Origin of the sequence: Roseinatronobacter alkalisoli (genome assembly GCF_028745735.1) — a bacterium.
Taxonomy (GTDB): domain Bacteria; phylum Pseudomonadota; class Alphaproteobacteria; order Rhodobacterales; family Rhodobacteraceae; genus Roseinatronobacter; species Roseinatronobacter alkalisoli.
Map to the genome: position 1 here is coordinate 121,712 of NZ_JAQZSM010000003.1, position 26,140 is coordinate 147,851.

Annotated in this window: 25 protein-coding genes; 11 read left to right on the forward strand and 14 right to left on the reverse strand. The window is 60.2% G+C overall.

Features of this window, described 5'->3' with window-relative positions; all coding sequences use genetic code 11:
* Nucleotides 1-75: 75 nt before the first annotated feature.
* The 3 genes from PUT78_RS04780 to carA form a co-directional block, all read right to left on the reverse strand.
* Nucleotides 76-678 carry a gamma-glutamyl kinase gene (locus PUT78_RS04780; protein WP_274351028.1) on the reverse strand — a complete coding sequence of 201 codons (603 nt, stop codon included), beginning with the start codon at nt 676-678 and terminating at the stop codon, nt 76-78.
* A 57-nt stretch (nt 679-735) separates the two neighbouring features.
* Complete coding sequence (locus tag PUT78_RS04785; protein WP_274351233.1) at nt 736-2,664, reverse strand: glycosyltransferase; 1,929 nt, start codon at nt 2,662-2,664, stop codon at nt 736-738.
* A 136-nt stretch (nt 2,665-2,800) separates the two neighbouring features.
* Entirely contained in the window at nt 2,801-3,958 is a 1,158-nt protein-coding gene (gene carA, locus PUT78_RS04790) for a glutamine-hydrolyzing carbamoyl-phosphate synthase small subunit (protein WP_274351029.1), read from the reverse strand.
* Between the two features lie 192 nt (nt 3,959-4,150).
* Here carA and PUT78_RS04795 point away from each other — a divergent pair, with 192 nt between their 5' ends.
* Complete coding sequence (locus tag PUT78_RS04795) at nt 4,151-4,609, forward strand: GatB/YqeY domain-containing protein (RefSeq protein WP_274351030.1); 459 nt, start codon at nt 4,151-4,153, stop codon at nt 4,607-4,609.
* Between the two features lie 6 nt (nt 4,610-4,615).
* On the opposite strand, the gene PUT78_RS04800 is transcribed toward PUT78_RS04795, so the two are convergent.
* Nucleotides 4,616-5,269, reverse strand: coding sequence for a GntR family transcriptional regulator (locus tag PUT78_RS04800; RefSeq protein ID WP_274351031.1), 654 nt, complete (start codon nt 5,267-5,269; stop codon nt 4,616-4,618).
* A gap of 169 nt (nt 5,270-5,438) precedes the next feature.
* On the opposite strand from PUT78_RS04800, the gene PUT78_RS04805 reads away from it, so the two are divergent.
* The 3 genes from PUT78_RS04805 (at nt 5,439) to PUT78_RS04815 (ending at nt 7,677) form a co-directional block, all read left to right on the forward strand.
* A complete protein-coding gene (locus PUT78_RS04805; RefSeq protein ID WP_274351032.1) occupies nt 5,439-6,086 on the forward strand; it encodes a pyrimidine 5'-nucleotidase in 648 nt (215 codons plus the stop codon).
* 90 nt (nt 6,087-6,176) lie between these two features.
* Nucleotides 6,177-6,380, forward strand: coding sequence for a hypothetical protein (locus PUT78_RS04810; protein ID WP_274351033.1), 204 nt, complete (start codon nt 6,177-6,179; stop codon nt 6,378-6,380).
* A gap of 106 nt (nt 6,381-6,486) precedes the next feature.
* A complete protein-coding gene (locus PUT78_RS04815) occupies nt 6,487-7,677 on the forward strand; it encodes a UbiH/UbiF family hydroxylase (protein ID WP_274351034.1) in 1,191 nt (396 codons plus the stop codon).
* 210 nt (nt 7,678-7,887) lie between these two features.
* On the opposite strand, the gene PUT78_RS04820 is transcribed toward PUT78_RS04815, so the two are convergent.
* The 10 genes from PUT78_RS04820 to lepB form a co-directional block, all read right to left on the reverse strand.
* Nucleotides 7,888-9,165, reverse strand: coding sequence for an MGH1-like glycoside hydrolase domain-containing protein (locus PUT78_RS04820; protein WP_274351035.1), 1,278 nt, complete (start codon nt 9,163-9,165; stop codon nt 7,888-7,890).
* Nucleotides 9,162-10,199 carry an ABC transporter ATP-binding protein gene (locus PUT78_RS04825; protein ID WP_274351036.1) on the reverse strand — a complete coding sequence of 346 codons (1,038 nt, stop codon included), beginning with the start codon at nt 10,197-10,199 and terminating at the stop codon, nt 9,162-9,164. The genes PUT78_RS04820 and PUT78_RS04825 overlap by 4 nt, the downstream gene beginning before the upstream one ends.
* A gap of 11 nt (nt 10,200-10,210) precedes the next feature.
* Nucleotides 10,211-11,053, reverse strand: a complete 843-nt coding sequence (locus PUT78_RS04830; RefSeq protein ID WP_274351037.1) for a carbohydrate ABC transporter permease — start codon at nt 11,051-11,053, stop codon at nt 10,211-10,213.
* The gene (locus PUT78_RS04835) at nt 11,050-11,892 is read right to left on the reverse strand and encodes a carbohydrate ABC transporter permease (protein ID WP_274351038.1); all 843 of its coding nucleotides are present in this window, start codon (nt 11,890-11,892) and stop codon (nt 11,050-11,052) included. Before PUT78_RS04835 ends, PUT78_RS04830 begins: the two co-directional genes overlap by 4 nt.
* 118 nt (nt 11,893-12,010) lie before the next feature.
* Entirely contained in the window at nt 12,011-13,270 is a 1,260-nt protein-coding gene (locus PUT78_RS04840) for an ABC transporter substrate-binding protein (protein WP_274351039.1), read from the reverse strand.
* Nucleotides 13,271-13,305: 35 nt separating this feature from the next.
* Nucleotides 13,306-14,346: a LacI family DNA-binding transcriptional regulator gene (locus PUT78_RS04845; RefSeq protein ID WP_274351040.1), complete on the reverse strand. Its 1,041-nt coding sequence runs from the start codon at nt 14,344-14,346 to the stop codon at nt 13,306-13,308.
* 90 nt (nt 14,347-14,436) lie between these two features.
* Complete coding sequence (locus PUT78_RS04850; protein WP_274351041.1) at nt 14,437-14,763, reverse strand: DUF1491 family protein; 327 nt, start codon at nt 14,761-14,763, stop codon at nt 14,437-14,439.
* Nucleotides 14,760-15,680: a GTPase Era gene (gene era, locus PUT78_RS04855; protein WP_274351235.1), complete on the reverse strand. Its 921-nt coding sequence runs from the start codon at nt 15,678-15,680 to the stop codon at nt 14,760-14,762. Before era ends, PUT78_RS04850 begins: the two co-directional genes overlap by 4 nt.
* An 11-nt stretch (nt 15,681-15,691) precedes the next feature.
* A complete protein-coding gene (gene rnc, locus PUT78_RS04860; protein WP_274351042.1) occupies nt 15,692-16,378 on the reverse strand; it encodes a ribonuclease III in 687 nt (228 codons plus the stop codon).
* The gene (lepB, locus tag PUT78_RS04865; RefSeq protein WP_274351043.1) at nt 16,375-17,163 is read right to left on the reverse strand and encodes a signal peptidase I; all 789 of its coding nucleotides are present in this window, start codon (nt 17,161-17,163) and stop codon (nt 16,375-16,377) included. The genes rnc and lepB overlap by 4 nt, the downstream gene beginning before the upstream one ends.
* Before the next feature lie 322 nt (nt 17,164-17,485).
* On the opposite strand from lepB, the gene PUT78_RS04870 reads away from it, so the two are divergent.
* The 7 genes from PUT78_RS04870 to PUT78_RS04900 all read left to right on the forward strand — a co-directional run bounded on the left by PUT78_RS04870 (nt 17,486) and on the right by PUT78_RS04900 (nt 25,848).
* Complete coding sequence (locus PUT78_RS04870) at nt 17,486-19,051, forward strand: 2-isopropylmalate synthase (protein ID WP_274351044.1); 1,566 nt, start codon at nt 17,486-17,488, stop codon at nt 19,049-19,051.
* Between the two features lie 210 nt (nt 19,052-19,261).
* The gene (locus tag PUT78_RS04875) at nt 19,262-20,299 is read left to right on the forward strand and encodes a rod shape-determining protein (protein WP_274351045.1); all 1,038 of its coding nucleotides are present in this window, start codon (nt 19,262-19,264) and stop codon (nt 20,297-20,299) included.
* 25 nt (nt 20,300-20,324) lie between these two features.
* Entirely contained in the window at nt 20,325-21,263 is a 939-nt protein-coding gene (gene mreC, locus PUT78_RS04880) for a rod shape-determining protein MreC (protein ID WP_274351046.1), read from the forward strand.
* Nucleotides 21,256-21,840, forward strand: a complete 585-nt coding sequence (locus tag PUT78_RS04885) for a rod shape-determining protein MreD (protein WP_274351047.1) — start codon at nt 21,256-21,258, stop codon at nt 21,838-21,840. Before mreC ends, PUT78_RS04885 begins: the two co-directional genes overlap by 8 nt.
* Nucleotides 21,837-23,774 carry a penicillin-binding protein 2 gene (gene mrdA / locus PUT78_RS04890; RefSeq protein WP_274351048.1) on the forward strand — a complete coding sequence of 646 codons (1,938 nt, stop codon included), beginning with the start codon at nt 21,837-21,839 and terminating at the stop codon, nt 23,772-23,774. Before PUT78_RS04885 ends, mrdA begins: the two co-directional genes overlap by 4 nt.
* The gene (rodA, locus tag PUT78_RS04895; RefSeq protein WP_274351049.1) at nt 23,771-24,919 is read left to right on the forward strand and encodes a rod shape-determining protein RodA; all 1,149 of its coding nucleotides are present in this window, start codon (nt 23,771-23,773) and stop codon (nt 24,917-24,919) included. Before mrdA ends, rodA begins: the two co-directional genes overlap by 4 nt.
* On the forward strand, nt 24,916-25,848 hold the full coding sequence (locus PUT78_RS04900) for a 2-hydroxyacid dehydrogenase (RefSeq protein WP_274351050.1): 933 nt from the start codon (nt 24,916-24,918) through the stop codon (nt 25,846-25,848). The genes rodA and PUT78_RS04900 overlap by 4 nt, the downstream gene beginning before the upstream one ends.
* Nucleotides 25,849-26,140 lie beyond the last annotated feature (292 nt).

Consider the following 26,140-nt stretch of genomic DNA (forward strand, 5'->3'; position numbering starts at 1 on the left):
GGATCCTTTTGTCTGCGTCAGCCAAGCGCAGGCTGCACCGAAATCATATGCGCGGCAAGCCCCGCAAAAGGCAGTTCATGCTGTGCGGCGCGCATTTTCATAAAGCGCATAGTCGCGCGCGCAGCCTTCCACAAGCCTACGGCGCATCCCGTCCGACAAGCTGCTCTCCATCTGCGGAGAGACATTTTTCTGCGGCAGATCCAGCGTGCAGCCAAGCCTGTCCTGCAGCCATGCCAGAAATTCCGGCATCGCATCATAGCGAAACAGGGTCTGCACCTGATCATCGCGCATCGGGTGGGTCAGAAATGCCGCCTGCGACCCGACTGCCGCAAAGGCGGGTTTCGGGTCTGTCAGATAGGCATCGACGAATTCATCAAAGCTTTTGCCGCGGGTGCTGCGCGGGGTGTCGTTCAGCCAGTCACCATGCCGGAAGCGGAACCAGCTGTTCAGCCAGTCTTCCGGTTCGCGGATCAGGGCAACAGTTTCCGGCGGGGTCCTGGTAAAAATCATCAGGAATTTTTCGAACCGCCATTTATAGCGGTGAAAGGTGCAATGCTTGATGCGCGGATCGCCCTGCAAGACAACATCCGCCAGCGGTGCAAGTGCTGCTTCCAGCGATGTGCTGGCCGTTTTAGGAGTGGCAAACAAGACAATATTTTGTTTTTCAAAATAAAGCATTAACTGGCGTTCTTCATCTTGATTTCAGGGTGGGTGCAGCAATCTTTCGCCACCTTGTCAGCTTTGGCCGTGAACCGCAACGGCGTCAAGTACCGATCCATGCTGGCCATGGCTGGTCTTGTCCCAGTAAAACGGGGCCGATATCAGTTCCCACAATGCCTTGTAGACCGCCAGAACCGCCAGCGGGAAATACCCGTGCAGCGTGGGCAGCCACAGGCGCAGATGGCGATGATGGCGTGTATTGGTCGCCAATATGCCGATGGACAGGTTCACCGCCTCTGACATCAGGAACAGGCCGATAAACGCGCCCAACACCCCGTCAGGAAAGGCGGTCATGAACGGGTGTCCCACCCCCGCAAGAACCAGCCAGAACGACCATAGCAGCGGGGCCAGCATGAACTGCACCAGTGTTCCCAGAAACAGCACCTGCACCCCGAAGAACCGCCATGCCCCCAATTGTTGCCATAGCGCGCGCGGATCGCGCATATGCACCAGCCATGTCACCGCATAGCCCTTCAGCCAGCGCGAGCGCTGCTTGACCCATGGAATCGCGCGGCAATTGGCTTCTTCATAGGTGACAGTATCAAGCAGTTGCGTGTAATAGCCCCGCCGCGCCAGCCGGATGCCCAGATCCGCATCTTCGGTCACATTATGCGCGTCCCACCCCCCCAGCCGTTCAAGGATGTCGCGGCGGAAGAATAATGTCGTCCCCCCCAGCGGCACCGCCAGCCCAAGACGCTGCATCCCCGGCAGGATAACGCGAAACCAGCTTGCGTATTCGATGGTGAAACAGCGCGCCAGCCAGTTGCTGCGCGGATTATAGAAATCCAGCACACCCTGCACACAAGCCAGATTCGCGGGTCCGTTCTGAAAACACGCAACGACACGGTGGATCTGGTCAGGTTCGGGCGCGTCTTCTGCGTCATAAACCCCGATCAGCGTCCCGCGCGCGAACAGCATGGCATAGTTCAGCGCACGCGGTTTGGTTTTCAGCCGTGCATCGGGAACCGGGACAACCCGCATCCAGCGTGGAATCGCGGCCTTGTCCAGCGCCTGCCGGGTCGCGTGGTCGCCTTCCTCGACAATCAGCAGAATATCCAGCAGGTTGCGCGGCCATGTCAGACGGGACAGGCGTATCAGCAGGCGCGGCACGGTTTCGGGTTCCTTGTAAAGCGGAACAAGGATGGTCACGACCGGTTTGCGTTGCAGGCCGATATCCGCAATGTCACCCGAAGATTCGGGGTGCCGCGTATGCCGGAAACTGGCAATCGCCGCGGCCAGTTTCAGCGTCGCGGACAAGGCCAGAAACACGCTTGCAATCAGCATCAGGCCGATAAGCATGACCTGCGGTGCCAGCACACCAAGGCAGATCAGCGCAGCAAGGAACAGCCCGGTCCCCACGCGCAATCCCCCGAATTGCATCGAACGGCAGCTTTCGGTGTCGGACACACAGCTTTCCGCCCAAAGTTTGAGCCGCGAACGCCGCAATCGCAACAAGGTGTCATGAAAGGCGTTTTCGGAAATCAGCGCCGGAACAACCGGGCCGAATACCGCTTCCAGTTCCGGACGGTGGCTGTCGAACTGATCGGGGCGGGTCGTCGCCACCACAGTCACCGCACCGGCATGGCGCCACGGCATACAGCGCAGCGCAAGGCAGCGCGCGGCCCCCAGCAGGTCAGTCAGGGCGGGATCCGGGTTCTGCGTCATATGGTCAATGACCGGGGTGCCGAACTGAACCGAAAGGGCCTGCATCAGCGTGGCTTCGGTAATCTGGCCTTGGGCGATCAGAATATCGCCCAGCCCGGCGGAGTGATGCGTCTGCGCATGCAGCGCGTCAACCAGCCCGTCAGCAGTGATCGCCCCCATATCGCACAGGATGGCGCCAAGCCGGTCGCTTGCCGTCCTGTCATTGCGCAGAACGGAAAGACGCAGCAGCGGCAGTGCGGCATGTACGGATTGCTTCGCGAGGTGCCGGAAATGACGCATCACTGTCCCACTCTTGTTCACGCAAGTGGAACACGAGATGGATTAATAACCAGTTAATATCTGCTGCTACACCAAGGGTTTTCACACCCGTGCAAGGCCCAAGGATGCCCCGTTTGCGGCGGGGCACCTTCTGCGATCATACGGCCTTGCGGTCTGCCATATGGCGGGCAAAGCGTTCGAACAGGTAAAAACTGTCCTGCGGGCCGGGGCTGGCTTCGGGGTGGTGCTGCACCGAAAATACCGGCTTGTCCTTCAGGCGGATGCCGCAATTCGACCCGTCAAACAGCGATGTGTGGGTTTCGATGACCGCATCAGGCAATGTCTGGCTGTCCACGGCAAAACCATGGTTCATCGATGTAATCTCAACCTTGCCGGTATCATGGTCCTTGACCGGATGATTGGCCCCGTGATGGCCGTGATTCATCTTGATCGTCTGCGCGCCAAGCGCCAGGGCAAGCATCTGATGGCCAAGACAAATGCCGAAAACCGGAATATCCGCTTTCAGGACATCCTGTATCATTGGCACAGCATATTCGCCGGTGGCAGCCGGGTCGCCCGGACCATTGGACAGGAAAACCCCGTCGGGGTTCAGCGCCAGCACCTGTTCGGCGGTGGCAGTCGCGGGCAGGACCGTTACATCGCATCCCGCGCTTGCCAAGCAACGCAGGATATTACGTTTCGCACCGTAATCGATGGCAACCACCTTATGCACCGGGGCTGTCTGGCGCGTATAGCCTTCCGGCCATGCCCAACGCATTTCGTCCCAGCGGTAGCTTTGTGCGCAGGTCACATCGCGCGCCAGATCAAGACCGACCAGCCCTTTCCAGGCACGTGCCTTGGCAATCAGTGCTTCGATGTCGAAATTCCCGTCCGGGTCATGGGCAAGGGCAACATGCGGCGCACCCTGCTGGCGGATAGCGCGTGTCAGGCGGCGGGTATCCACGCCCCCCATGCAGATGCGCCCGCGCCTGCTGAGCCAGTCCACCAGCGGTTCGCTTGCCCGCCAGTTGCTGGGCACGGTCGGATCCCATTTCACCACCATGCCCGCGGCAACAGGGTCTGCGGTTTCATCATCATCAGGGTTTACACCCACATTTCCGATATGCGGGAAGGTGAAGGTCACAACCTGCCCCGCATAGGACGGATCAGTCATGATTTCCTGATAACCGGTCATCGCCGTGTTGAAACACAACTCTGCCACGGTTTCGCCTGTAGCGCCGAACCCGCGTCCATAAAAAATTGTCCCATCAGCCAGAACAAGGCATGCTGTGGGTCTGAGTGTCTGCGCACACATCTTGTCGCTCCGTCATGTTCGGATTTCGGCGGAACCTAAGGCCATGCGCCACAAGAATCAAGCGAATCCGGCCTGCTGCGAAAAAGAACCGTAGGTCATTGTTTTTATTTCGTTTTATTGAACCTTGCGGCGACAGGGCACGTTCGGTAAGTTGCGCGACCATACCCTGCCCATACAGAACAGGATCGGCCCATGTCCCTGCGCGACAAGATATCAAGCGAACTCAAGACAGCGATGAAGGCCAAGGACAGCGAAAGGCTGGCAACCTTGCGACTGATCAATGCTGCCATCAAGGACCGCGAAATCGCCGCACGCGGCGACGGCACCAGCGGCGAGTTGGGTGATTCCGACCTGATTGCGGTGCTGACCCGCATGGTCAAGCAACGCCGCGATTCCGCACGCGCCTATGAAGAAGCCGCGCGGCTGGATCTGGCGGAAAAGGAAATCGCCGAGATTGGCGTGATTGAATCCTTCCTGCCGCGTCAGTTGACTGAAGCCGAAATCATCAGCGCAATAGACGCGGTGGTCGCGGAAACCGGGGCGAATTCGGTGCGTGATATCGGCAAGGTCATGGGCGCGCTGAAGGCACGCCATGCCGGTGAAATGGATTTCGGCAAGGCGGGTGCATTGCTCAAAGCGCGTCTGGCCTGAACGCCCCTACAGCGAATAGCGTTCCGGACTGTCCGAATCCTGCCGCAGCCGCGTCAGGAACGCCGTGGAGATATGGGTTTTCAGCGCTTCATAAGCGCCCTGCCCGTCCTGCGCTGCAATTGCTTCGACAATGGCGGCGTGTTCATCGATGGTCTGGCTGCCGCGCCCTTCGAAACTGATCGATGTGGTGGCCAGCAACGCCATTGACCGATGCACCAGATCAAGCTGCTGCACCAGATAGCGGTTATGCGATGCAAGATGTATCTGTTTGTGGAAACGCCGGTTCGCGCGGCTGAGGGCTTTGGGTTCGTCCATCAGTTTGCGGTCTTCCTCGACCATGGCGCGCAGCAGGCGCACTTCTTCATCTGTGGCGTGACGCGCAGCAAGGCGGGCGGCAAACCCTTCGAGTTCGGCGCGCACGGCATATAATTCAGCCAGTTGGTTGTGATCCAGCGATGCCACGATCAGCGAACGGCCATCGCGTGTCAGCAGGGACTGGGTTTCCAGCCGCTGCAATGCTTCGCGTATGGGCGTGCGCGACACACCGAAACGGTCTGCCAGTTCGGATTCCACAAGCCTGTCACCGGGTTTGTAGACGCCCAGATCTATTGCCTCCAGAATCAGGGTATAGGCGTCTTTCGGTGGCTTGAAATCAGGCATAGGGTCACTCTGTTATATTGCGCGCGCAAGAGAACCCCGCTTTTGCCTGAATGACAAGCACCAATCCATGCCTGTCGGCCACGCCGGAACCTGTGGCATCCCAGCGATTGCTGAAATATGCTGCAAATTCCGCCTGCATATCCGCAGCAAATGCATTAGGGTCGGTTCCATGGTTGCTGACTCCTTTTCCCATGTGCGTGGCTGGGTCTTTGATCTGGACAACACGCTTTATCCGCCCGAAATCCGCCTGTTCGACCAGATCGAGCAGCGCATGACCGACTTTGTGATGCGGGAGTTGAAGGTGGACCATGCGATCGCGAATAAGCTGCGTCATGATTATTGGGCAACCTATGGCACCACATTGGCCGGGCTGATGCGATGCCATGATATAGACCCGGTCCCCTATCTGAAGGCCGTGCATGACATTGATTTTTCAGTCATTCCGCCCGATCATGACCTGCGCGACCGGATTGCGGACCTGCCGGGCCGCAGGATTGTCTATACCAACGGATCGCGCGATTACGCGCTTCAGGTGCTGAATGCCCGCGGCATGGCGGGTATTTTTGACGCCGTTTATGGGGTTGAACATGCAGGCTACCGCCCCAAACCCGAACATGCCGCATTCGCGCAGGTCTTTGAACAGGACGGGTTGGACAGCCGACATGCAGCCATGTTCGAAGATGACCCCCGCAATCTGGCCGCGCCTTTTGAGATGGGAATGCGCACGGTTCATGTGGCCCCTGCACGCCACGATGCGCCGTTCATTCACCACCACACCGATGACCTGACAGGGTTTCTGGCACTACTGGCGCGTTAATCCCCGACCGCCGCGCGTGGCATCATGTCACGCTGCATTGCAGCGCAGGAAAAGCTATATTCCGGCAAAACAATTACCGGAGATGACGCAATGTCCACCACTGCCACTGCCACCCCGCTGCCCTTTTCCGCAGGTCTGGCAAATGAACCCTGGGCCATCTGGGCCGGAATTCTGTTCCTGATCGCAACCATCGTGACCGCTGTTGTCACCATGGGTCTGCCCGGGTTGGTTCTGGTCATGGTGCCTGCGGCGTTGGGCATGCTGGTGTTGCTGTGTTTCATCGTCTTTGGCTGACAGCGCGGGCGCGGCGCGGCGTTTTTCTGCCCTGCGCGCCTGCACCGCATTGCACCTGAACGCCAGCGCGCTAATGTCCGCATAATGGCGGATCAGGGGAAGTTCCATGCGCGAGGCGTTTGATATCGTGGTGTCCGGCGGGGGTATTGCCGGGCTGACAGCGGCGGCTGCATTCGGGTCACAGCGCTATTCAGTGCTGTGCGTTGACCCCACGCCGCCGGTGATGACCGAATCCGACCCTGCATCTGACCTGCGCACCACGGCCTTTCTGCAACCATCAGTCCGGGTTCTGGAACTTGCCGGGCTATGGCAGCATTTTGCGCCCCATGCCATGGCCTTGCAGATCATGCGCATTGTCGATGCCGGGGGCGAGGTTGCTGAACCCCGTGTCAGCCATGATTTCAACGCCGCCGATATTTCCGACCAGCCCTTCGGGTGGAACCTGCCCAACTGGTTGTTGCGCCGTGAATGCGTGGCACGGTTGCACGACTTGCCAAATGTCACCTTTCGTCCCGGTATCGGCACCCGCAAACTGACAACCCGCGATAGCGCGGCACTTGTCGGGCTAAGTGACGGGACAACCGTATCGGCTAAGTTGCTGATCGCGGCTGACGGGCGCAATTCACCCATGCGCACAGCGCTGGGCATTGGCGTCAGGACAACACGCTTCGGCCAGAAGGCGCTTGCATTCGCGGTCACGCATCCTGTCCCACATGAGAATATCTCGACCGAAATTCACCGCTCTGGCGGGCCGTTCACACTGGTTCCTTTGCCCGACCGTGACAGTACCCCCTGTTCCGCGATTGTCTGGATGGACACCGGACCAGAGGTCGCGCGCCTGAACGCCTTGCCCGTTGATGCGTTCGAGGCGGAAATGAACATACGTTCCTGCGGCCTGTTCGGGGACTTGAAACTGGTCACGCGCAGAACTGTCTGGCCTATCATCAGCCAGATTGCCGAACGCTTTCATGGCGAACGCACTGCCCTGATGGCAGAGGCCGCACATGTCGTGCCCCCGATCGGCGCGCAGGGGCTGAACATGTCGCTGGCCGATCTGACCGCGCTGATTGATTTGGCCACGCCCGACACATTGGGCAGCGCCGGGATGCTGCACGCCTATCACCAGCGCCGCTACCCTGACGTGGCGCTACGCGTGGCGGGTGTCGGCATGCTGAACGGTGCATCCATGATCGATGCGCAGCCGCTGCGCGATATCCGCGCCAAGGTTTTGGATGCGATGTATTCCACCGCCCCGATGCGCCGCGCGTTGATGCAGATGGGTATCGGGGTGCGTTAAGGCGTGTCGCGTTGTTTCCTATTCAGATGCGCATGATCAGGTTGGAATGGTCTCTTTATGGGTGGCTCTGACCCGAAGCAGAGGTTTGCACACCAAGGCCGCGGGACGGCCAGAACTATGGTATGGGCCAGCTTGCAGCCTTGGTGCGCGCATTTACATGAAATCGAATCTCCAACAATATAATTTATTCAAATACTTAATCCACAACCCTCATGTTGCTTCCGATGGCGGCGTTGCCGCCAGAAATTCCAGAACCATGGCTGCGGTCCATGTGAATTCCCCGCCGCCAAGGGCCTCGCCGGTCATAGGGTCGTAATATTCGGCGAAACCGCTTTTTCCGATCAACGCCAGACTGGCGGCGGAAATCTTCGCGGCGGCGTCCTGCTGTCCGGCGCGTGCCAGACCATCGGCAATCATGTAATTGACGACCAGCCAGACCGGCCCGCGCCAATAGCGCTTGGCATCAAAACGCGGGTCATGAGGGCTGTGGCTGGCCACGCAATAGCGGGTGCCATGCCCGGCAATCGTCGCCGCGATCCGCGCAGCGCGCGCCTGTGGGATGGCACAGAAAACCGCCAGAATGCCCCCGACAGATGCGCTGTCAATCAAGGCACCTGTCACACGGTCACGGCACAGATACTGGCCATGCGCATCGGACCACAACCCTTCCAGCGCGGCCAGCCCGCGTGCAGCGTAGCTGCGGTTTTCAGCCGCGATACCGGACTCCCCCAGGTCTTCGGCCAGATCAGCCAGATCCGCGCAGGACCGGAACAGAATGGCATTGAAGCCGGGATCAACCACCTGAAAGGGCGATGCGTCATGCAGCTTCGACGTATCCCAACGCAGCGCGCGGAAATGTTCAACCAGCCACAGATACCGGTCATATTGCGCCTTGGTCGGGCGGTGTGACGGGTCGGCATGCATGGTATCACGGCGCGTATACGGGGTAATCCCGTCGGTGGGCACCCGGTCAAACGGATCATCCCAGTCCACCGAATTGTCGCGCCCGGCTTCCCAGGGGTGCAGGATGGCCACCAACCCTTCGTCATGGGGGTCGCGCGTGGCGAAAAACCACCGATGCCAGGCAGCGACCTTTGGCAGCAAGGCGCGCAGCCGGTCGGTCACCGCCTGCCGGTCGCTCGCGCAGTCCAACATGCGTTTCAGTGCGAAGCCCGCAACTGCAGGCTGGGTTATGCCAGATGTGGGCACAGGCCGGTCCGTGCCCCAGATATGCGGGCCGGGAAAATAGCCATCATCCATCTGGTGGAAAATGATATGGGGCACCATGCCACAGGGCCATTGATGGGCAAACAGCGTTTCAATTTCAGTCCAGGCGCGGTTTTCGTCGAAATGGCACTGCCCCAGCGCTGTCAGGCAACTGTCCCAGTTCCACTGAAACGGATACAGCCCCTTGGTGGGCACAGTATAGCGACCCCTGTCATTGGTTTTCAGAATGTCGATTGCAGCATTGCGCAGCGCGTCAGTCATGCGATGGCCTTTTGTGTTTCAGGGTCAAACCAGCGGATACGGTCGGGAACGGGGGCAAGGGTGATTACCTCGCCCGGTGTGATGGTATGATCGCTTTCCAGAAGGGCGCGGAAAGGCTGGCCTGCAACCTGTGCCGTGATCAATATATGCGGGCCAAGGGGTTCGACGACGCGCACTTCGGCCTGCAAGCCAGTCTGGGCCGGGTGCAGGTCTTCGGGACGGATGGCGAATTCCGCCCCGCCGGTTCGTGGCCCTGCAAAACTTTGTCCGGCCACGTGCCAGCGCCCTGCCCCATCCGGCTTTGCGGGCAGGAAATTCATCGGCGGGTTGCCGATGAAACTGCCGACAAACCGCGCGGCGGGGTTGCGATACACTTCGGTCGGGCGGTCGGCCTGCACGATATAGCCGCCATTCATCACGCTGATGCGGTCGGCCAGCGACATGGCTTCGACCTGATCATGGGTGACATAGATGGTCGTGGTCTTTGATTCCGCCAGAACGCCCTTCAGTTCCGCACGCATTTCCAGCCGCAAGAGCGCATCCAGATTGGACAGTGGTTCATCCATCAAAATGACATCCGGTTCCATGGCCAACGCACGCGCCACGGCCACGCGCTGACGCTGCTCACCCGACAATTCGCCTGAATAGCGCTTCAGCAATTGTTCGATATGCATCAACCCGGCCGTGCGCCGGACACGGCGGTCAACATCGGGCGAAGGCAGTTTTGCCATGCGCAGCCCGAAAGCGATATTTTCAAACACGGTCAGATGCGGGAATACCGCGTAATTCTGGAACACCATGGAAATACCGCGCGCGCGCGGCGGCAAGTGGTCCACCCGCCTGCCCCCGATCCAGACTTCGCCCTGACTGGGGGTTTCCAGCCCTGCGATGATACGCAACAGCGTGGTCTTGCCACAGCCCGATGCGCCCAGCAGCACCATGAATTCCTGATCGGCAATCGTCAGGTCAACCGAATGCAGCGCGGTGAAACTGCCAAAATTCTTGGCCACGCCCTTGATGACAATTTCTGCCATGACAGCCCCCTTTAGCGATTGGCGATGCCCCACATCGCGAACAGATATTTGCGCACTGCGAAGATGAAGATCAGCGCAGGCATGACCAGCGCCGCGCCGCCCGCAAATTTCAGCGGCAACGGCGAGACATTCAGCGATTGCAGCAGAAACGCCGTCAGCGTGCGGTTCTCAATCGTCAGCACGGCTGCGGCGAAAACCTCATTCCAGGAAATAACAAAAGCAAAGACCGCGCTGGCCGCAATACCGGGCAAGGCCAGCGGCAGTACCACCTTGACGAAAGCCTGCAGCCGGGTGCAGCCCAATGTCCATGCGGCCTCTTCCAATTCCACCGGAATGCCGGAAAACAGCGAAAAGGTAATCAACACCGCAAAGGGCAGCGCCAGCATCGCATGCACCAGTGCCAGCCCCAGCACCGTGTCATCCAGCCCTGTGCGGATGAACATCACCGCCAGCGGCAGCGCCAGAAGCGGCAAAGGGAAAGCGCGCGTCATGATGACCAGCACGCGAAAGAATTCCTTGCCGGGAAATTCGAACCGCGACAGCGCATATCCTGCCGGTGCCCCCATGGCGATGGAGAGGATCATTGTCAGCACTGCCACCTTGACCGAATTCCAAAGCGCCTGCGTGACGCCCTGAAACTGCAAGAAGAACTGGATCGACGCCAAGTCGAAACCGGGCCACATCCGTTTGGGAAACCCCGTCACCTCGGACGGGGCTGAAAGTGCATTGACGAACAGGAACCAGATGGGCACCAGCACCCACAGCACCAGCAGCGCAATACCCGCCTGAAACAGGAATCGGCCCGCGCGCCGTGCCTCAAGCTGTGGGGGTGCGGGGGGTGATGTATCATTCATATCCGCGCTCCTTTCGGGACATGCAGCAAGCGCAGCACCACCAGCGAAAACGCCACCGACAGCCCAAGGATGACCATCGCATAGGCTGCAGCCACGCCCCGGTCCTGAAGCTGGAACTGCCATTGGAATGTTTCGCCCATCAACACAGGCAAACTCGTGCCCCCCAGTGCCATGACCACGGCGAACACCTCGAATGCCATCAGGATCCGCAGGATCAGCGCGGTCTGCAGGCTGGGGCGCAGCAGCGGCAGGGTCACGCGGGTGAAGCGCTGCCAGCGCGATGCGCCGAACACTTCGGCCGCTTCACTGTATTCCTTCGGAATCAACCCCATGCCCGCGACGATGATCACCATCATGATGGCGGTTGCGCGCCATATCTCTGCCAGGCAGACCGCCAGAAAAATGACCCACATGTTCTGATAGCCCAGATACAGCGTCGGGCGGTCGATCACGCCAAAACTGTGCAGAATGGAGTTCAGGAACCCCGATTGTTCAAATATCGCCAGCCAGATCAGCCCTGCCGCCAGATCGGAAATCCCCAGCGGAATGGCAAAAATATACAAAAGCCCCGAGCGCCCGGTTTTCAGCTTCTGCACCACCGATGCCATGGTCAGCGCCATGATCAGTTGCACCGGCACCACAATGGCGGTCAGCCAGATCGTGTTCCAGAAGGCCGGGGCGAATTTCCAATGCCCGGTCATGCGAGTGAAGTTGTCGGTCGTCCATTCACCGCCGCGCGTCAGGCTTTCAACCACAACCAGCCCGAACGGATAGAAGAAGAACACCAGCAAAAACAACGATGCAGGCAGCAGCAGCAGATAGGGCAAGGCTCGTGGCATCTTCGCCTCCTTGTTCAGCGGGCCGCCCACAGGCCCCGCTTCATCTTGGCGGAATTACGCGCCGGGGAAACCCGGCCCGCATGGGCCGGGCGGGGGCGGCAGCCCCTTTCGGATCAGCCTAGTTCACAGGGCAAGGACCATCGGATGCCGCATCAGGCGCCCAGCAGGGTGCGCCAGCTTCCTCCAGGATGCGGCGCAAGGCATCGGCCTGATCATCCAGAACGGCGCGCACCGGCTGGCGGGCCAGAACAATGCGTTCAAACGTGTCGTTATAGACCTGATTGAACTGCCCGCCCAGATCACCCAGACCCACGGGCAGAAGTGCGGGCAAGGCATCTTCAGCGCCCGACATGGCCGCGATGGCCGCACCAGCCGCCTGCACCGATGGCGGCATGTCATCTGGGAAATCCACATCGATGACGGGGAAGAAATTGGTCGCCCGCAACGTGGCGATCTGGGTTTCAGGCGCAAGCATATACCCGATCAGTTCCATCGCCGCATCCTTGTCCGATGCAGTTTCCGGCACGGCCATCCCGGCCAGAACCGGCATGAATGCCCGCCCCGCCGGACCTGATGGCGCGGGAAAGGCCACGAAATCATCCGGTTGCTGGTTGAACGCATCGGCCAACCGCGCGGTGTGATCGAACACCACCCAGGCGTCGCCGGAAATCAGCTGTTCCTGCATGAAGCTGTAATTGGTGGAAGCGGGGTTTGTATGCTCCCACAGTTCCAGAAACGCATTCCAGGCCTGTTCTGCGTCGTCAGAGCGGAATTCCGTCACCATGGACCCGGTATAGGCCGGCAGCAGATATCCCTGAAAGAAACGGTGCTTCAATCCTTGCGGCCCCGCCGGGAACCCGAAGCGCGGCTGGCCCGTGGCATCATGCATATTGGCGGCCCAGGCGATCAGGTCATCATAGCTCAGCGCCATCAGATCCGCGCCGTCGGGCAGGTATTCCAGCGCGTCGGTATGCGCGGCCATGACATAGGTGGCCTGCATCCAGGGGATGTATTTCTGGTCATCCGTGCCCAGTTTGCCAAGTTCCATGAAACCCGGCGACACAGCGCTTGCATCCACCCCTGACAGGTCGGTCAGATTGCCCGCAAGCGGGGTGAAATCGCCATGCAATGCGCCAAGAACCCCGATACTGCCACTGCCCGCGCCCAGTTCCGCCTGAATGCGTGTCAGCCATGGGCCGGGATCTGCAGGCTGGAACGACACGCCGCCCCCGAACCCGGACAGAACCTGTTCGCGCATGGCCTGGGTTTCTTCAATCGGTGTCGCCTGACTGGACCAGAACAAGGTTTCAGCAATGGCGTTTGTTGAAATTAAAGCGCTTGCAGTGATAAGTAAGCTTAGTTTCAGTCTGGTTTTCATGGTCTTTCCTCCCTTATTGGTCTTTGGTTGCGCGGTCAGCCCGTGGTGACAGGGGCAACCCCATGCGTGCCCCGCAACACCAGTTGCGGGCGCAGCAGCCGCTGTTCATGCGGGGCTTTGGGCGTGTTGATCCGCACCAGCAGCATTTCAGCAAGTTGCGTGGCGCTGTCGGCAATACAGGCGTCAAACGTTGTCAGCCCCGGTGACACATGCGCCGCAGCGGGAATATTGTCGAAACCGATGATCGACAGGTCATCAGGCACCGCAAGCCCCTGTTTTTGCGCCTCAGTCATCAGTTCCAATGCAAGCCCGTCGGCAATGGCCAGCACCGCAGTCGGCCGGTCAGGCCCGGCAAGGATACCGGCAATGGCCTGCGCGCGGGTGTCCGCGTCATAGCGTGCGCAGGACACATGCCGCAATGTCAGCGTGGGGTCGCCATTCGCCGCATAGGCCTTGCGCAAACCCGCCTCGCGCTTCTGGCGGAAGGTCAGCGGGTCATCAAGGCTCAGCAAGCCGAACCGGCGGTGGCCAGCCTGATACAGCAGTTCAAACGCTTCCGCGAAGGCGGCTTCACCATCGGTATCCAGCCAGCTATAGCCCATTTCATCATGTTCCAGCCGACCATGGGTGACAAATGGCACGCCATGGTCCTGCAACAGCGCGATACGGGTGTCGGCGCATTCGATCCGGCTGACGACCATGCCATCCACGCGACCAGATGTAATCAGGCTTTCCAGATGGCGTTGTTCCGACCCGTCGCGCGGCACCGCCGACAGAAGCAATTCCACATTCTTGGCGCTGAAACCTTCGGTCAGGGCACTGACAAATTCACCAAGGAACGGGTCTGCAAGCCCGCGCCCCCGCATGGGCAACAAAAACCCCGCGAACCCGGTCTTGCCAGAGGCCAGCGCCTGCGCTGTGCGGTTTGGAACATAGCCCAGGTCCTGCGCGGCTTTTGCCACACGTTCGCGCGTCTTCAGCGCGATCTGTTCATGCTGCGCCAAGGCCCGCGATACAGTCGCAGGCGACAGCCCCAGATGGCGCGCAAGATCTGACAATGTGCGGGTTTTGGTCACGATTCCCTCCGTGATCCTTGATTTAAAGCGCATTAAATCAAAATGCAAGCGCTTTAAATTTTATCCGGGCGCGACCCGACCCCGCGCATGTCAGTCCATGTCATCCAGCATCACACGCCCGCGCGCGTCCTCAACCTCGATCACCCACAGGTCGGGGTCAAAACTGCGCTGGCGGGCAATCGCGTCATCAACGCTGGCTTCCGGCCCTTCGGTCAGAACCTGCCAGACCCGCGCGCCGCTGGTCAGGTCGAACCCGCGCTGATAGGCACGCGCGGTCCCATCCATCAGCGCCAGCTTTACCAGAACTGCGCCCGCCGTGTCGTCGCCACGGGAAATGACATAGGCCGGGATTCCGTCAATCTGCAGCCGCCGCAAATAGGCCGACACCCAGATTCCGGTTGCCAGCCGCGCTATCATGCGTTGCCGTCGCGGAAATCCAGACCCATTTCGGAATAGCGCGCGGCCTCTTCGAGCCAGTTTTCGCGCACTTTCACTTGCAGGAACAAATGCACCGGGCGGCCCAGAAAATCTGCGATTTCGGCGCGGGCGGCTTGCGAAATGGACTTGATCGTTTCGCCCTTGTTGCCAAGGACAATGCCCTTATGCCCATCGCGGATGACATAGATGATCTGGTCAATGCGCACTGACCCGTCCTTGCGTTCCTGCCACATTTCGGTTTCGACCGTTAGTTGATAAGGCAGTTCTTCATGCAGGCGCAGGGTCAGTTTTTCGCGCGTCATTTCAGCGGCAATCATGCGCATCGGCAGGTCCGCGATCTGGTCTTCGGGGTATAGCCACGGCCCTTCGGGCAGGGTTTGCGCCAGCCATTGCCGCAGGTCATCCACGCCATGCCCGCGTTCGGCGGAAATCATGAAGGTCTGCGCAAACGGATAGGCTGCATTCAGTTTTTCTGACAGTGCCAGCAGCACTTCGGCCTTGACGCGGTCAATCTTGTTGATGGCCAACGCAACCGTCTGTTTGGGGGAAATCCGGTCTTTCAGCGCGTCGAGGATGGCTTGTGTGCCATCGGTCAGGCCGCGATGGGCCTCGACCAGCAGAACCACGATATCGGCATCTGCAGCCCCCCCCCATGCGGCGGCAACCATGGCGCGGTCCAGCCTGCGGCGTGGGCGGAACAGGCCGGGCGTGTCCACGAATACCAACTGCGCCGCCCCTTCCATCGCGACACCGCGAATGCGGGTACGGGTGGTCTGCACCTTATGGGTCACAATGCTGACCTTGGCGCCCACCATGCGGTTTGTCAGGGTGGATTTGCCCGCATTGGGTTCCCCGATCAGGGCAATGAACCCGGCACGGGTCGGGGTGTCGGTCATGGGGGTATCGGTCATATCTGGCCCTCCAGCCGGTCAAGAAGCAGTTGCGCGGCTTTTTGCTCTGCCTGCCGTTTGGAACCGGCGCTGGCCTGCGCGCAAATACCGTCTGACAGTTGCACTTCAATTGTAAACACCGGCGCATGGGGTGGGCCGCTGCGGTCGCGTTCCACATATACAGGGGGCGTCTGCCCGCGCGCCTGCGCCCATTCCTGTAACGCGGTCTTCGCGTCGCGGGCGTCTTCCTTGACTGTTGCAATGCGTGTGCCCCAAAGCCGCAGCACCATCTCGCGGGCCGCATCGAAGCCGGCATCCAGATAGACCGCCGCAATCACGGCTTCCATTGCATCCGCAAGCAGCGCGTCCTTGCGCCGTCCGCCCGACAACATTTCCGAACGTCCCAGCTTCAGCACTTCGCCCAGATCAATGCTGCGGGCCATATCGGCGCAAGATTCCTTGCGCACAAGCGCATTGAAGCGTGGTGCAAGCTGGCCTTCGCTGGCGGCTTCATCGGCGCGCAACAAGGCTTCGGCCATGACCAGGCCCAGCACACGGTCGCCCAGAAATTCCAGCCGCTGGTTGTCAGGCCGTGTGGGCGACGAAATGGACGGGTGCGTCAGCGCCCGGCGCAGCAGTTCGGGATTCGAGAATTCATGCCCGATCCGGATGGAGAAGGCACGCAATTCCCTGGACAACGTCACTGCAGCCTCGCAAAGAAGCGATCACTGCGCCATGTCCAGAAGAAGAACAGCGAGCGCCCTTCGGCGGAAAACACGACATAGCGCGCGCGCCCGATCAGATGGTCAAACGGCACCATGCCCACCCCGCCCACGCTGCGCGGCATGCGGCTGTCCAGCGAATTGTCGCGGTTGTCGCCCATGAAGAAGAAATGCCCCTCTGGCACTGTAAATACCGGCGTGTTATCCGCAGCCCCCCCGTCCGAGATATTCAGCACCGGATAGCTGACACCATTGGGCAGGGTTTCCATCGCGCGTGGTTTCACGCATTGCCCGCCCTGCCCCACTGGCGCATTGGCGCAACGCGGAAACTGGCCTGCACTGCCCTGCCGGTCATAAAGTTCGACATGATCACCGGCGGGTTCCTGCGGCGCGGCTTCGTCATTCAGATACAGAACGCCATCGCGCATCTGCACCCGGTCACCGGGCAGGCCGATCAGGCGCTTGATGTAATCGGCCCCTGTGCCGGGATGGCGGAACACCACGATATCACCGCGTTCGGGATCATTTGCGAACAACCGTCCGGTGAACGGGCACAGCCCGAAAGGACAGGAATGGCGCGAATAGCCATAGGCCATCTTGTTGACGAACAGGAAATCCCCGATCAGCAGTGTTTCCTTCATCGACCCTGAGGGAATCCAGAAGGGCTGAAAAAACAGGGTCCGGAACAGGGCCGCAATCACCAACGCATAAATGATGGTCTTGATATTCTCCCAAAGGCCGTCTTTCTTGCCATCAATCGCTGCCATACGTCCCATCCGCCTGTTGTCATTCACTGGAAGTGTCGCGCGCTTCATGGGCGGGGGCGGGCATGAAGTCAAGCTGTCGGGCCGGTTGCAGCACATGAAAGTGACGACAGTTTCGGGGTTTTCAAGCGCGCGCGGCCTGCTTATAAGAACAGATATGTCATTGGACCAACATATCGCGGCTTTGCCGGTTCTGACCCTGCCGATGGGTCTGCTTCTTCTTAGGGGCCTCTGAGCGTGTCCTGAACGGGCGCGCCGCTCAGAGGTTGCAAGCGCCCGGCCACCGCATCAGACAAAACAATTCTCCGTTTACAGGACTTCAAAAATGACACAAGCCGCCCCGAAGCAGGACCATGTCCTGATTTTCGACACCACATTGCGTGATGGCGAACAATCCCCCGGCGCCACCATGAGCCATACCGAAAAGCTGGAAATCGCCAGCCTTCTGGATGAAATGGGTGTCGATATCATCGAAGCGGGTTTCCCGATCGCATCCGAGGGCGACTTTCAGGCAGTCAGCGAAATTGCGAAGAATTCCCGCAATTCCGTCATATGTGGCCTGGCGCGTGCCAATCTCACCGATATCGACCGCTGCTGGGAGGCTGTGAAACATGCCGCCCGCCCACGCATCCACACGTTTATCGGCACATCGCCGCTGCACCGTGACATTACGGCGCTGGATCAGGACGCGATGATTGCGCGCATTCATGACACAGTCAGCCATGCCCGCAATCTGTGCGATGACGTGCAATGGTCGCCCATGGACGCCACGCGCACCGAACACGATTATCTGTGCCGTGTGGTTGAAACCGCCATCAAGGCGGGCGCCACGACCATCAACATTCCCGACACAGTGGGCTATACTTATCCGCGCGAAAGTGCAGAGCTGATTGCGATGTTGCTGGAACGGGTGCCCGGCGCGGACCAGATTATCTTTGCCACGCACTGCCATAATGACCTTGGCATGGCGACCGCCAATTCGCTGGCCGCGGTGGAAGCGGGCGCGCGCCAGATCGAATGCACGATCAACGGTCTGGGCGAACGCGCGGGCAACACCGCCCTGGAAGAGGTGGTCATGGCGTTGCGCGTGCGCAATGACATCCTGCCCTATCGCACCGGGATTGATACGACCAAGATCATGGGAATTTCGCGCATGGTTGCTGCCGTGTCTGGCTTTCCTGTGCAGTTCAACAAGGCGGTTGTGGGCAAGAACGCCTTCGCGCATGAATCGGGCATTCATCAGGACGGCATGCTGAAGAACAAGGAAACGTTTGAAATCATGCGCCCCGAAGATGTCGGTCTGGCGGCCACCAATCTGGTGATGGGCAAGCATTCGGGCCGGGCTGCGCTGCGCGCGAAACTGTCGGAACTGGGGTATGAGCTGGGCGACAACCAGTTGAAAGACGTCTTTGTGCGGTTCAAGGCATTGGCCGACCGCAAGAAGGAAGTCTATGATGACGACCTGATCGCGCTGATGGCGGAAGCCAGCCTTGCCGATGAGGACGCCTATCTGCAGATCAAGCGCCTGCGCGTGATCTGCGGCACCGAAGGGCCGCAGGAAGCGGAACTGACCCTGTCCATCGGCGGCACTGAAAAATTTGTCGATGCCACGGGTGATGGCCCTGTGGATGCGACATTCAATGCGGTCCGGATGCTGTTCCCGCATGATGCGCGGCTGGAACTCTATCAGGTGCATGCTGTGACCGAAGGCACCGATGCGCAGGCCACTGTCAGCGTTCGTCTGACGCTGGACGGAATCGTGTTTTCGGGGCAGTCATCGGACACGGATACGGTCGTGGCGTCTGCCAAGGCCTATGTGAACGCGCTGAACCGCATGGTTCTGCATTCTCATCGCGGCAATCTGTCCGCCCTGATGAGCAGCGCAAGCTGACGCGCCAGCCTGTGACCGGGCGGATATGGGGGCTGATCGCCGCCTGTCCGCCCGATTATCGCGGTTTCGTGCGGGTCGCGCGGCCAATTCCTGCCGATCTTGCGATTTCACCCCCTTTACCGCGCGCCCTACCCCGCCCTATAAGGACGCCAGCAAGCGTTTGACCCCAATATCTGGGGCCGATTCCAATTGAAGGACGGAAATACCCATATGCCCCTGTTTCCCAGCCTGTTTTCATCGGATATGGCCATTGATCTTGGCACCGCCAACACACTGGTCTACGTCAAGGGGCGCGGCATTATCCTGAACGAACCCTCTGTTGTGGCCTATCACACCAAGGACGGGCGCAAGGCCGTTCTGGCCGTGGGCGAAGATGCTAAACTGATGCTGGGGCGCACGCCCGGTTCCATCGAGGCGATCCGCCCCATGCGCGACGGCGTGATCGCGGATTTCGATGTTGCGGAAGAAATGATCAAACATTTCATCCGCAAAGTGCACCGCAACAATGTCTTTTCCAAACCGAAGGTGATTGTCTGTGTGCCTTATGGCGCAACCCCTGTCGAAAAGCGCGCGATCCGGCAATCGGTGCTGTCGGCGGGCGCGCGGCGCGCGGGGCTGATTTCTGAACCCATTGCCGCGGCCATCGGTGCGGGCATGCCCATCACCGACCCGACAGGCAGCATGGTTGTCGATATTGGCGGCGGCACCAGCGAAGTTGCAGTTCTGTCGCTGGGGGATATTGTCTATGCGCGTTCCGTGCGCGTGGGCGGCGACCGAATGGACGAAGCGATTGTCAGCTTCCTGCGACGTAACCAGAACCTGCTGATCGGTGAAGCAACCGCTGAAAAGATCAAATGCTCCATCGGGACTGCGCGTATGCCCGATGACGGGCGCGGACGGTCCATGATGATCCGCGGGCGCGACCTGTTGAATGGTGTGCCCAAAGAAATCGAGATCACCCAAGCCCAGGTCGCCGAGGCGCTGTCAGAAACCGTTACCACTATCTGCGAAGCGGTGATGATCGCGCTGGAAATCACCCCGCCTGATCTGGCTGCCGATATTGTGGATCGCGGTGTGATCCTGACAGGGGGCGGCGCGCTGCTGGGCGAGTTGGACCTTGCGCTGCGCGAACAGACCGGCCTGTCGATCTCGGTCGCGGATGAGGCGCTGAACTGTGTGGCCATCGGCACCGGCAAAGCGCTGGAATATGAGAAGCAACTGCGTCACGCCATCGATTACGAGAGCTGACGCCGCAACAGGCCGGGCTTGAACTTTGGCATCCGAACGTCAGACAGACCAGGACTATGTTCGACCCGTCAGGCGCATCCTGATCGGGGTGATGGCTGTATTCCTGTTTCTGCTGTTTGTGGTCTGGCGCATAGACAGTCCCAGGGTTGAACAGATGCGCACGGACATGATTGACCGGATCGTGCCGTCATTCGACTGGGCCATGCGCCCGGTCACGCGGGTCGCGGGAATGCTGGAAAACCTGCAATCCTATGTCCGGATCGTGGACCAGAATCAGGAATTGCGCCGCGAGTTGCAGCAAATGCGCGCATGGCGCGAAGCGGCGCTGCAACTGGAACAGCGTAATGCACAATTGCTGGATCTCAATCAGGTACGTATTGACCCGCAACTGACCCATGTGACCGGCGTGGTCATGGCCGATGGCGGTTCACCGTTCCGCCGGTCGGTCCTGCTGAATGTCGGCGCGCGTGACGGCGTTCAGGATGGCTGGGCCGTGATGGACGGCTTGGGTCTGGCCGGGCGCATTGCGGGTGTCGGACACCGCACATCACGGGTTGTATTGCTGACCGATACGGCCAGTTCCGTGCCGGTCGTCATTCAGCCATCCGGGCAACGGGCCATGCTGTCGGGCGACAATTCCGCCTTTCCCTTGCTGGAATTCATTGAAACCCCGGACGAATTGCGCCCCGGTGACCGCGTTGTCAGTTCCGATGATGGCGGCGTTTTTCCCGCTGGTCTGCTGATCGGTGAAGTTGTCCAGACACGCGACCGGCGCCTGCGCGTGCGCCTAGCTGCGGATTTCGGGCGGCTGGAATTCCTGCGCGTCATGCGTTCACGCCCGGTGGAGCAGATCACCGATACCGGCACACTGATCATTCCTGACCTGCCGCCCCTGCCGGATATTCCTGAAGCGGCGATCGTGCCGGCATCACCGGAAGAGATCGACGGTCCGCCGAATGACTGAGCAGTTCCCCACTGGCAAAGCGCTTTATGTGCCGCTGTTTCTGGCGCTCGCGGCGATGGTCACCTTCCTGCGGCTGCTGCCGATGCAGGATTACAGCACGCTGATGCCGGACCCCGGCGCGGGTATTCTGGGCCTGTCGTGGCGTGACTGGCCTGCGCCTGATTTCCTGCTATGCCTGACGCTCGCATGGGTGGTGCGCCGCCCCGACCTGTTGCCAGCGCCGGTGATCGCAGGTTATTTCCTGTTTGAAGACATGTTGCTGCTGCGCCCGCCCGGCCTGTGGGCGCTGATTGTGCTGCTGGCCACGGAATTCCTGCGCGCCCGGTCCCAGATGTTGCGCGGTTTCGGCTTCTGGCTGGAATACGCGCTGTTCATCGGGCTTATGCTGGTCATGTTTCTTGCAAATCGCGCGCTGCTCGCGATTGTGATCATGCCACAGGCCCCGCTTGACTTGAGCTTCGCGCAGTTTCTGGGCACTATCCTTGTCTATCCTGCAGTTGTGGCACTGTCGCATTTTGTGTTCAAGCTGCGCAAACCCGCGACCGGCGAGGTTGATGTTCTGGGGCAAAAACTGTGAAACGCACGGACCGTGACAAGGAACTCAGCCACCGGACCATCACGCGCCGTGGGCTTATTCTGGGGGGGGCGCAACTGGCGATTGCGGGCACCCTTGTCTGGCGGCTGCGTGACATGCAGCTGATGCAATCCGAGCAATTCCATCTGCTGGCCGAAGAAAACCGTATCAACCTGCGGCTTCTGCCGCCCACGCGCGGGCTGATATTTGACCGCAATGGCGTGTTGCTGGCCGGAAATGAACAGAATTACCGCGTTGTGATCAAGCGCGATGATGCGGGCGATATCGATCTGGTTCTGGACCGGCTGTCACAACTAATTCACCTGAGCGAGGATGATCTGGAACGCGCGCGCCGCGATCTTCTGCGCCACCGTCCTTTCGTGCCGGTGACAGTTGCCGAACGCCTGAGTTGGGAAGAAATCAGCCGGGTTGCGACCAATGCGCCCGCACTGCCCGGCGTGACACCGGAAATGGGTCTGTCGCGAGTCTATCCGCTGCGCGAGGATATGGCCCATGTCGTGGGCTATGTCGGCCCGGTGTCCGAACGCGATCTGGAAGCGCTGGACACCCCTGATCCGGTGCTGATGATCCCGCGCTTTCAGATCGGCAAAAGCGGCGTTGAACGCGCGATGGAAGACCGGCTTCGCGGTACAGCCGGTTCCCAGCGCGTTGAGGTGAACGCCGTGGGCCGTGTCATGCGCGAACTGGATCGCGCCGAGGGCAAACCCGGCAGCAACCTGCATATGACAATTGATGCGCGATTGCAGAACTACGCCCTGCAACGCATGCAGGGCCAAAGTGGTGCGGCGGTGGTCATGGATACCGCAACCGGCGACATTCTGGCGCTGGCATCTGCCCCCAGTTTTGACGGCAATCTGTTCGTGCGCGGCATTTCCAGCACGGATTACAACGCATTGCTGGAAAATGAATACCGTCCGCTGCTGAACAAGACGATTCAGGGCATGTATCCGCCCGGGTCCACCTTCAAAATGGTGACAGCGCTGGCCGCGCTGGATGCTGGTGAAACCGATGGCGAAGAACGCGTGTTCTGTCCCGGCCATATGGATGTGGCGGGCAACAGGTTCCATTGCTGGCGGCGGGGCGGACATGGGCGTGTCGGCCTTGTTTCAGCACTGTCCGAAAGCTGTGATGTGTATTTCTATGAAATGTCGCAACGCTGTGGCATCGACCGGATAAATGCCATGTCCGAACGTCTGGGGCTGGGCATCCGCTATGACCTGCCGATTCCGTCCATCGCGGGCGGGCTGAACCCCACGCGGGACTGGAAGCGGCGCAACCGCAATGCCGAATGGCTGGTGGGCGATACGGTCAATGCCTCCATCGGACAGGGGTTCGTGCTGTCAACGCCCTTGCAACTGGCTGTGATGACTGCACGACTGGCCACCAACAAGGCCATTCTGCCCCGCCTGCTGCGTGACCCGATGGAACAGGCGCAGCCACAGGCCGCTTCGCTGGACCTGCGCCCCGAATGGCTGCGCATGATCCGCCGTGGCATGCATGAGACAGTCAATCACGCGCGCGGCACGGCCTATTCATCGCGTGTGGTGGCCGAAGGACAGGAAATGGCGGGCAAAACCGGCACAAGCCAGGTTTTCTCCATCACCCGGGCGGAACGCGATGCGGGTATCCGGCAACAAAGTGACCTGCCATGGAACCGGCGCAACCATGCGCTTTTTGTCAATTATGCCCCTGTCGATGCACCCCGCATTGCCGTGGCTGTCGTCATTGAACATGGCGGCGGCGGGTCATCTGCGGCAGCGCCCATCGGGCGCGACATCACGCTTGCGGCGCTGAATGACGGCATTCCACCGCTGGCGGCATATCCCGCACCGCAACGCAACCGTATCCGCGCCGAACAGATCGAGTTGGAAGAACGCCTGCGCGACCCGCAGCTTCTGCGGATCAGCCGCGCATGAGCTATCTTGAATACAACACCAAACGCATGCCAACCGGACTGGCCAAGGTGCTGTATGTCAACTGGCCGCTGGTTGTGCTTCTGGTGGCTGTCGCCTGCTATGGTTTTGTCATGCTCTATTCGGTGGCGGGCGGTTCGGCGCGACCATGGATGGAACCGCAATTGCGCCGCTTCGGTTTCGGGCTTTTGCTGATGCTGGCCATCGGTTTCACACCGCTGTGGTTCTGGCGTTCCATCGCGGGTGTTGCCTATGTGGTGTCGATCCTGCTGTTGCTGGGGGTGGAATTTTTCGGGACGGTCGGCATGGGGGCGAAACGCTGGCTGGTTGTCGGCCCTGCCCGGCTGCAACCTTCTGAACTGGCGAAGATCACAACAATTCTGGCGCTGGCGGCCTATTACAACTGGCTGGACCCGAAGCGGATTTCGCATCCGGTCTGGGTGGTTCTGGGGGTGCTGATTGCCGCAATTCCGGCATTTCTGGTGCTGCGGCAACCGGATCTGGGCACTGCATTGTTGCTGAGCATGGGCGGCGGCATTGTCATCTTTGCAGCCGGGGTGCATTGGGCCTATTTCGCTGCGCTGATCGGCAGCATGGTGGCCGTGGTCAGCGCGGTGATGACTTCGCGCGGAACGGACTGGCAAATACTGAAGGATTATCAATATCGCCGTATCGATGCCTTTCTGGACCCGACGCTGGACCCGCTGGGCGCAGGCTATCATATCAACCAGTCAATGATCGCGCTGGGGTCCGGTGGCTGGTCGGGGCGTGGATTCATGGAAGGAACGCAAGCGCGGCTGAACTTCCTGCCTGAAAAACAGACGGATTTCATTTTCACCACCCTTGCCGAAGAATTCGGATTCGTCGGCGCGGCATCCTTGCTACTGCTGTATCTGATGATTATCGGCTTTTGTCTGCTGACCGCGTTCCGCACATCCAGCCGGTTCGGGGCGCTGCTGGTCATCGGGGTTGTGGGGACGTTCTTTCTGTATTTTGCCGTCAATATGGCCATGGTCATGGGGCTGGCGCCTGTAGTGGGTGTGCCATTGCCGCTGGTTTCTTTCGGGGGGTCTGCCATGACGGTGCTGATGGTGGGTTTCGGGCTGGTGCAATCCGCGCATATTCATAGACCAAGGTTGCCGTCATGACGCTGACAGTGCTTTTTGCCGCCGGACAGGACTTGTTCAATGACTATCATGTCCCGCTTGCGAACGCGCTGAAGGACAACGCGCCGGAGGCGGTGCTGGTAACTGAAGCCGCGCCGGAAACTGTGGATTACATCATCTATGCCCCGTCCAGCGTCTTGCAGGATTTCACCCCCTATACACGCTGCAAGGCCGTACTGAACCTGTGGGCCGGGGTTGAAAAAATTGTCGGTAATCCGACCCTGACCCAACCCCTGTGCCGCATGGTGGACCCTGCCCTGACCCAGGGGATGGTGGAATATGTCAGTGGCCATGCGCTGCGCCATCATCTGGGGATGGACGCCCATATCCATGCCCGCCCTGGTGACTGGAACCCGGTCGACCCACCGCTGGCACAGGACCGCAGCATTGCCATTCTGGGGCTTGGAGCATTGGGGCAAGCTGTTGCAAAGGCGCTGTCCGCTTTCGGCTTTCAGATGCATGGCTGGGCGCGCGGTCCGAAATCAGTGCCAGGCATGACCTGCCATCACGGGCCGACGGGGCTGACGGATTGCCTGTCACGCGCGGAAATTCTGGTGACCCTGCTGCCTTTGACCCCGGATACCGAAAATCTGCTGGATACGCGTGCGCTGGCAATTCTGCCGGAAGGTGCCGCGCTGATAAACCCCGGTCGCGGTGGGCTTGTTGACGATACTGCCCTGATTGCCGCATTGGATAGCGGGCATATCAGCCATGCCACGCTGGATGTGTTCCGTACTGAGCCCCTGCCCGCAGATCACCCGTTCTGGGCGCATCCGCGCGTGACGGTCACCCCCCATATCGCGGCCACCACACGCCCGCATACGGCCGCGCAGGTGATTGCGCAGAATATCGCGCGCAGCGAAATGGGCCAGCCTTTGCTGAATCTGGTGGACCGCAGCCGCGGCTATTGAGATTCCTGAAATCCGCAGGCCACCGCGCCACAGGTCAACCGTCGCTATTCCCCCGGACAGGGGATTGCGCCGGATCAACCCACGCGCCCGGATCTGCATGACATCGCCGCAGGCAGGCTCGGATGGCGTTCTGCGCCCTTACGCCCCGCACAGCGCCGGATCAGGGCTGAAGCATTTTGTTTATCGGGGCGGTGTGAATCAGGTCCCGGAAATTCCCAAAGCACCGAACAAGGGCGCAGCCCGCCGTGCCAGCGGCGGGCCGTCCCGCAGCCTGCCCGTTTCGCCGGTGCCG

Coding starts and splice junctions, on each gene's coding strand:
- PUT78_RS04780 (WP_274351028.1), bottom strand. CDS start 678: ATGCTTTATTTTGAAAAACAAAATATTGTCTTGTTTGCCACTCCTAAA.
- PUT78_RS04785 (WP_274351233.1), bottom strand. CDS start 2,664: ATGCGTCATTTCCGGCACCTCGCGAAGCAATCCGTACATGCCGCACTG.
- carA (WP_274351029.1), bottom strand. CDS start 3,958: ATGTGTGCGCAGACACTCAGACCCACAGCATGCCTTGTTCTGGCTGAT.
- PUT78_RS04795 (WP_274351030.1), top strand. CDS start 4,151: ATGTCCCTGCGCGACAAGATATCAAGCGAACTCAAGACAGCGATGAAG.
- PUT78_RS04800 (WP_274351031.1), bottom strand. CDS start 5,269: ATGCCTGATTTCAAGCCACCGAAAGACGCCTATACCCTGATTCTGGAG.
- PUT78_RS04805 (WP_274351032.1), top strand. CDS start 5,439: ATGGTTGCTGACTCCTTTTCCCATGTGCGTGGCTGGGTCTTTGATCTG.
- PUT78_RS04810 (WP_274351033.1), top strand. CDS start 6,177: ATGTCCACCACTGCCACTGCCACCCCGCTGCCCTTTTCCGCAGGTCTG.
- PUT78_RS04815 (WP_274351034.1), top strand. CDS start 6,487: ATGCGCGAGGCGTTTGATATCGTGGTGTCCGGCGGGGGTATTGCCGGG.
- PUT78_RS04820 (WP_274351035.1), bottom strand. CDS start 9,165: ATGACTGACGCGCTGCGCAATGCTGCAATCGACATTCTGAAAACCAAT.
- PUT78_RS04825 (WP_274351036.1), bottom strand. CDS start 10,199: ATGGCAGAAATTGTCATCAAGGGCGTGGCCAAGAATTTTGGCAGTTTC.
- PUT78_RS04830 (WP_274351037.1), bottom strand. CDS start 11,053: ATGAATGATACATCACCCCCCGCACCCCCACAGCTTGAGGCACGGCGC.
- PUT78_RS04835 (WP_274351038.1), bottom strand. CDS start 11,892: ATGCCACGAGCCTTGCCCTATCTGCTGCTGCTGCCTGCATCGTTGTTT.
- PUT78_RS04840 (WP_274351039.1), bottom strand. CDS start 13,270: ATGAAAACCAGACTGAAACTAAGCTTACTTATCACTGCAAGCGCTTTA.
- PUT78_RS04850 (WP_274351041.1), bottom strand. CDS start 14,763: ATGATAGCGCGGCTGGCAACCGGAATCTGGGTGTCGGCCTATTTGCGG.
- era (WP_274351235.1), bottom strand. CDS start 15,680: ATGACCGACACCCCGACCCGTGCCGGGTTCATTGCCCTGATCGGGGAA.
- lepB (WP_274351043.1), bottom strand. CDS start 17,163: ATGGCAGCGATTGATGGCAAGAAAGACGGCCTTTGGGAGAATATCAAG.
- PUT78_RS04870 (WP_274351044.1), top strand. CDS start 17,486: ATGACACAAGCCGCCCCGAAGCAGGACCATGTCCTGATTTTCGACACC.
- PUT78_RS04875 (WP_274351045.1), top strand. CDS start 19,262: ATGCCCCTGTTTCCCAGCCTGTTTTCATCGGATATGGCCATTGATCTT.
- PUT78_RS04885 (WP_274351047.1), top strand. CDS start 21,256: ATGACTGAGCAGTTCCCCACTGGCAAAGCGCTTTATGTGCCGCTGTTT.
- rodA (WP_274351049.1), top strand. CDS start 23,771: ATGAGCTATCTTGAATACAACACCAAACGCATGCCAACCGGACTGGCC.
- PUT78_RS04900 (WP_274351050.1), top strand. CDS start 24,916: ATGACGCTGACAGTGCTTTTTGCCGCCGGACAGGACTTGTTCAATGAC.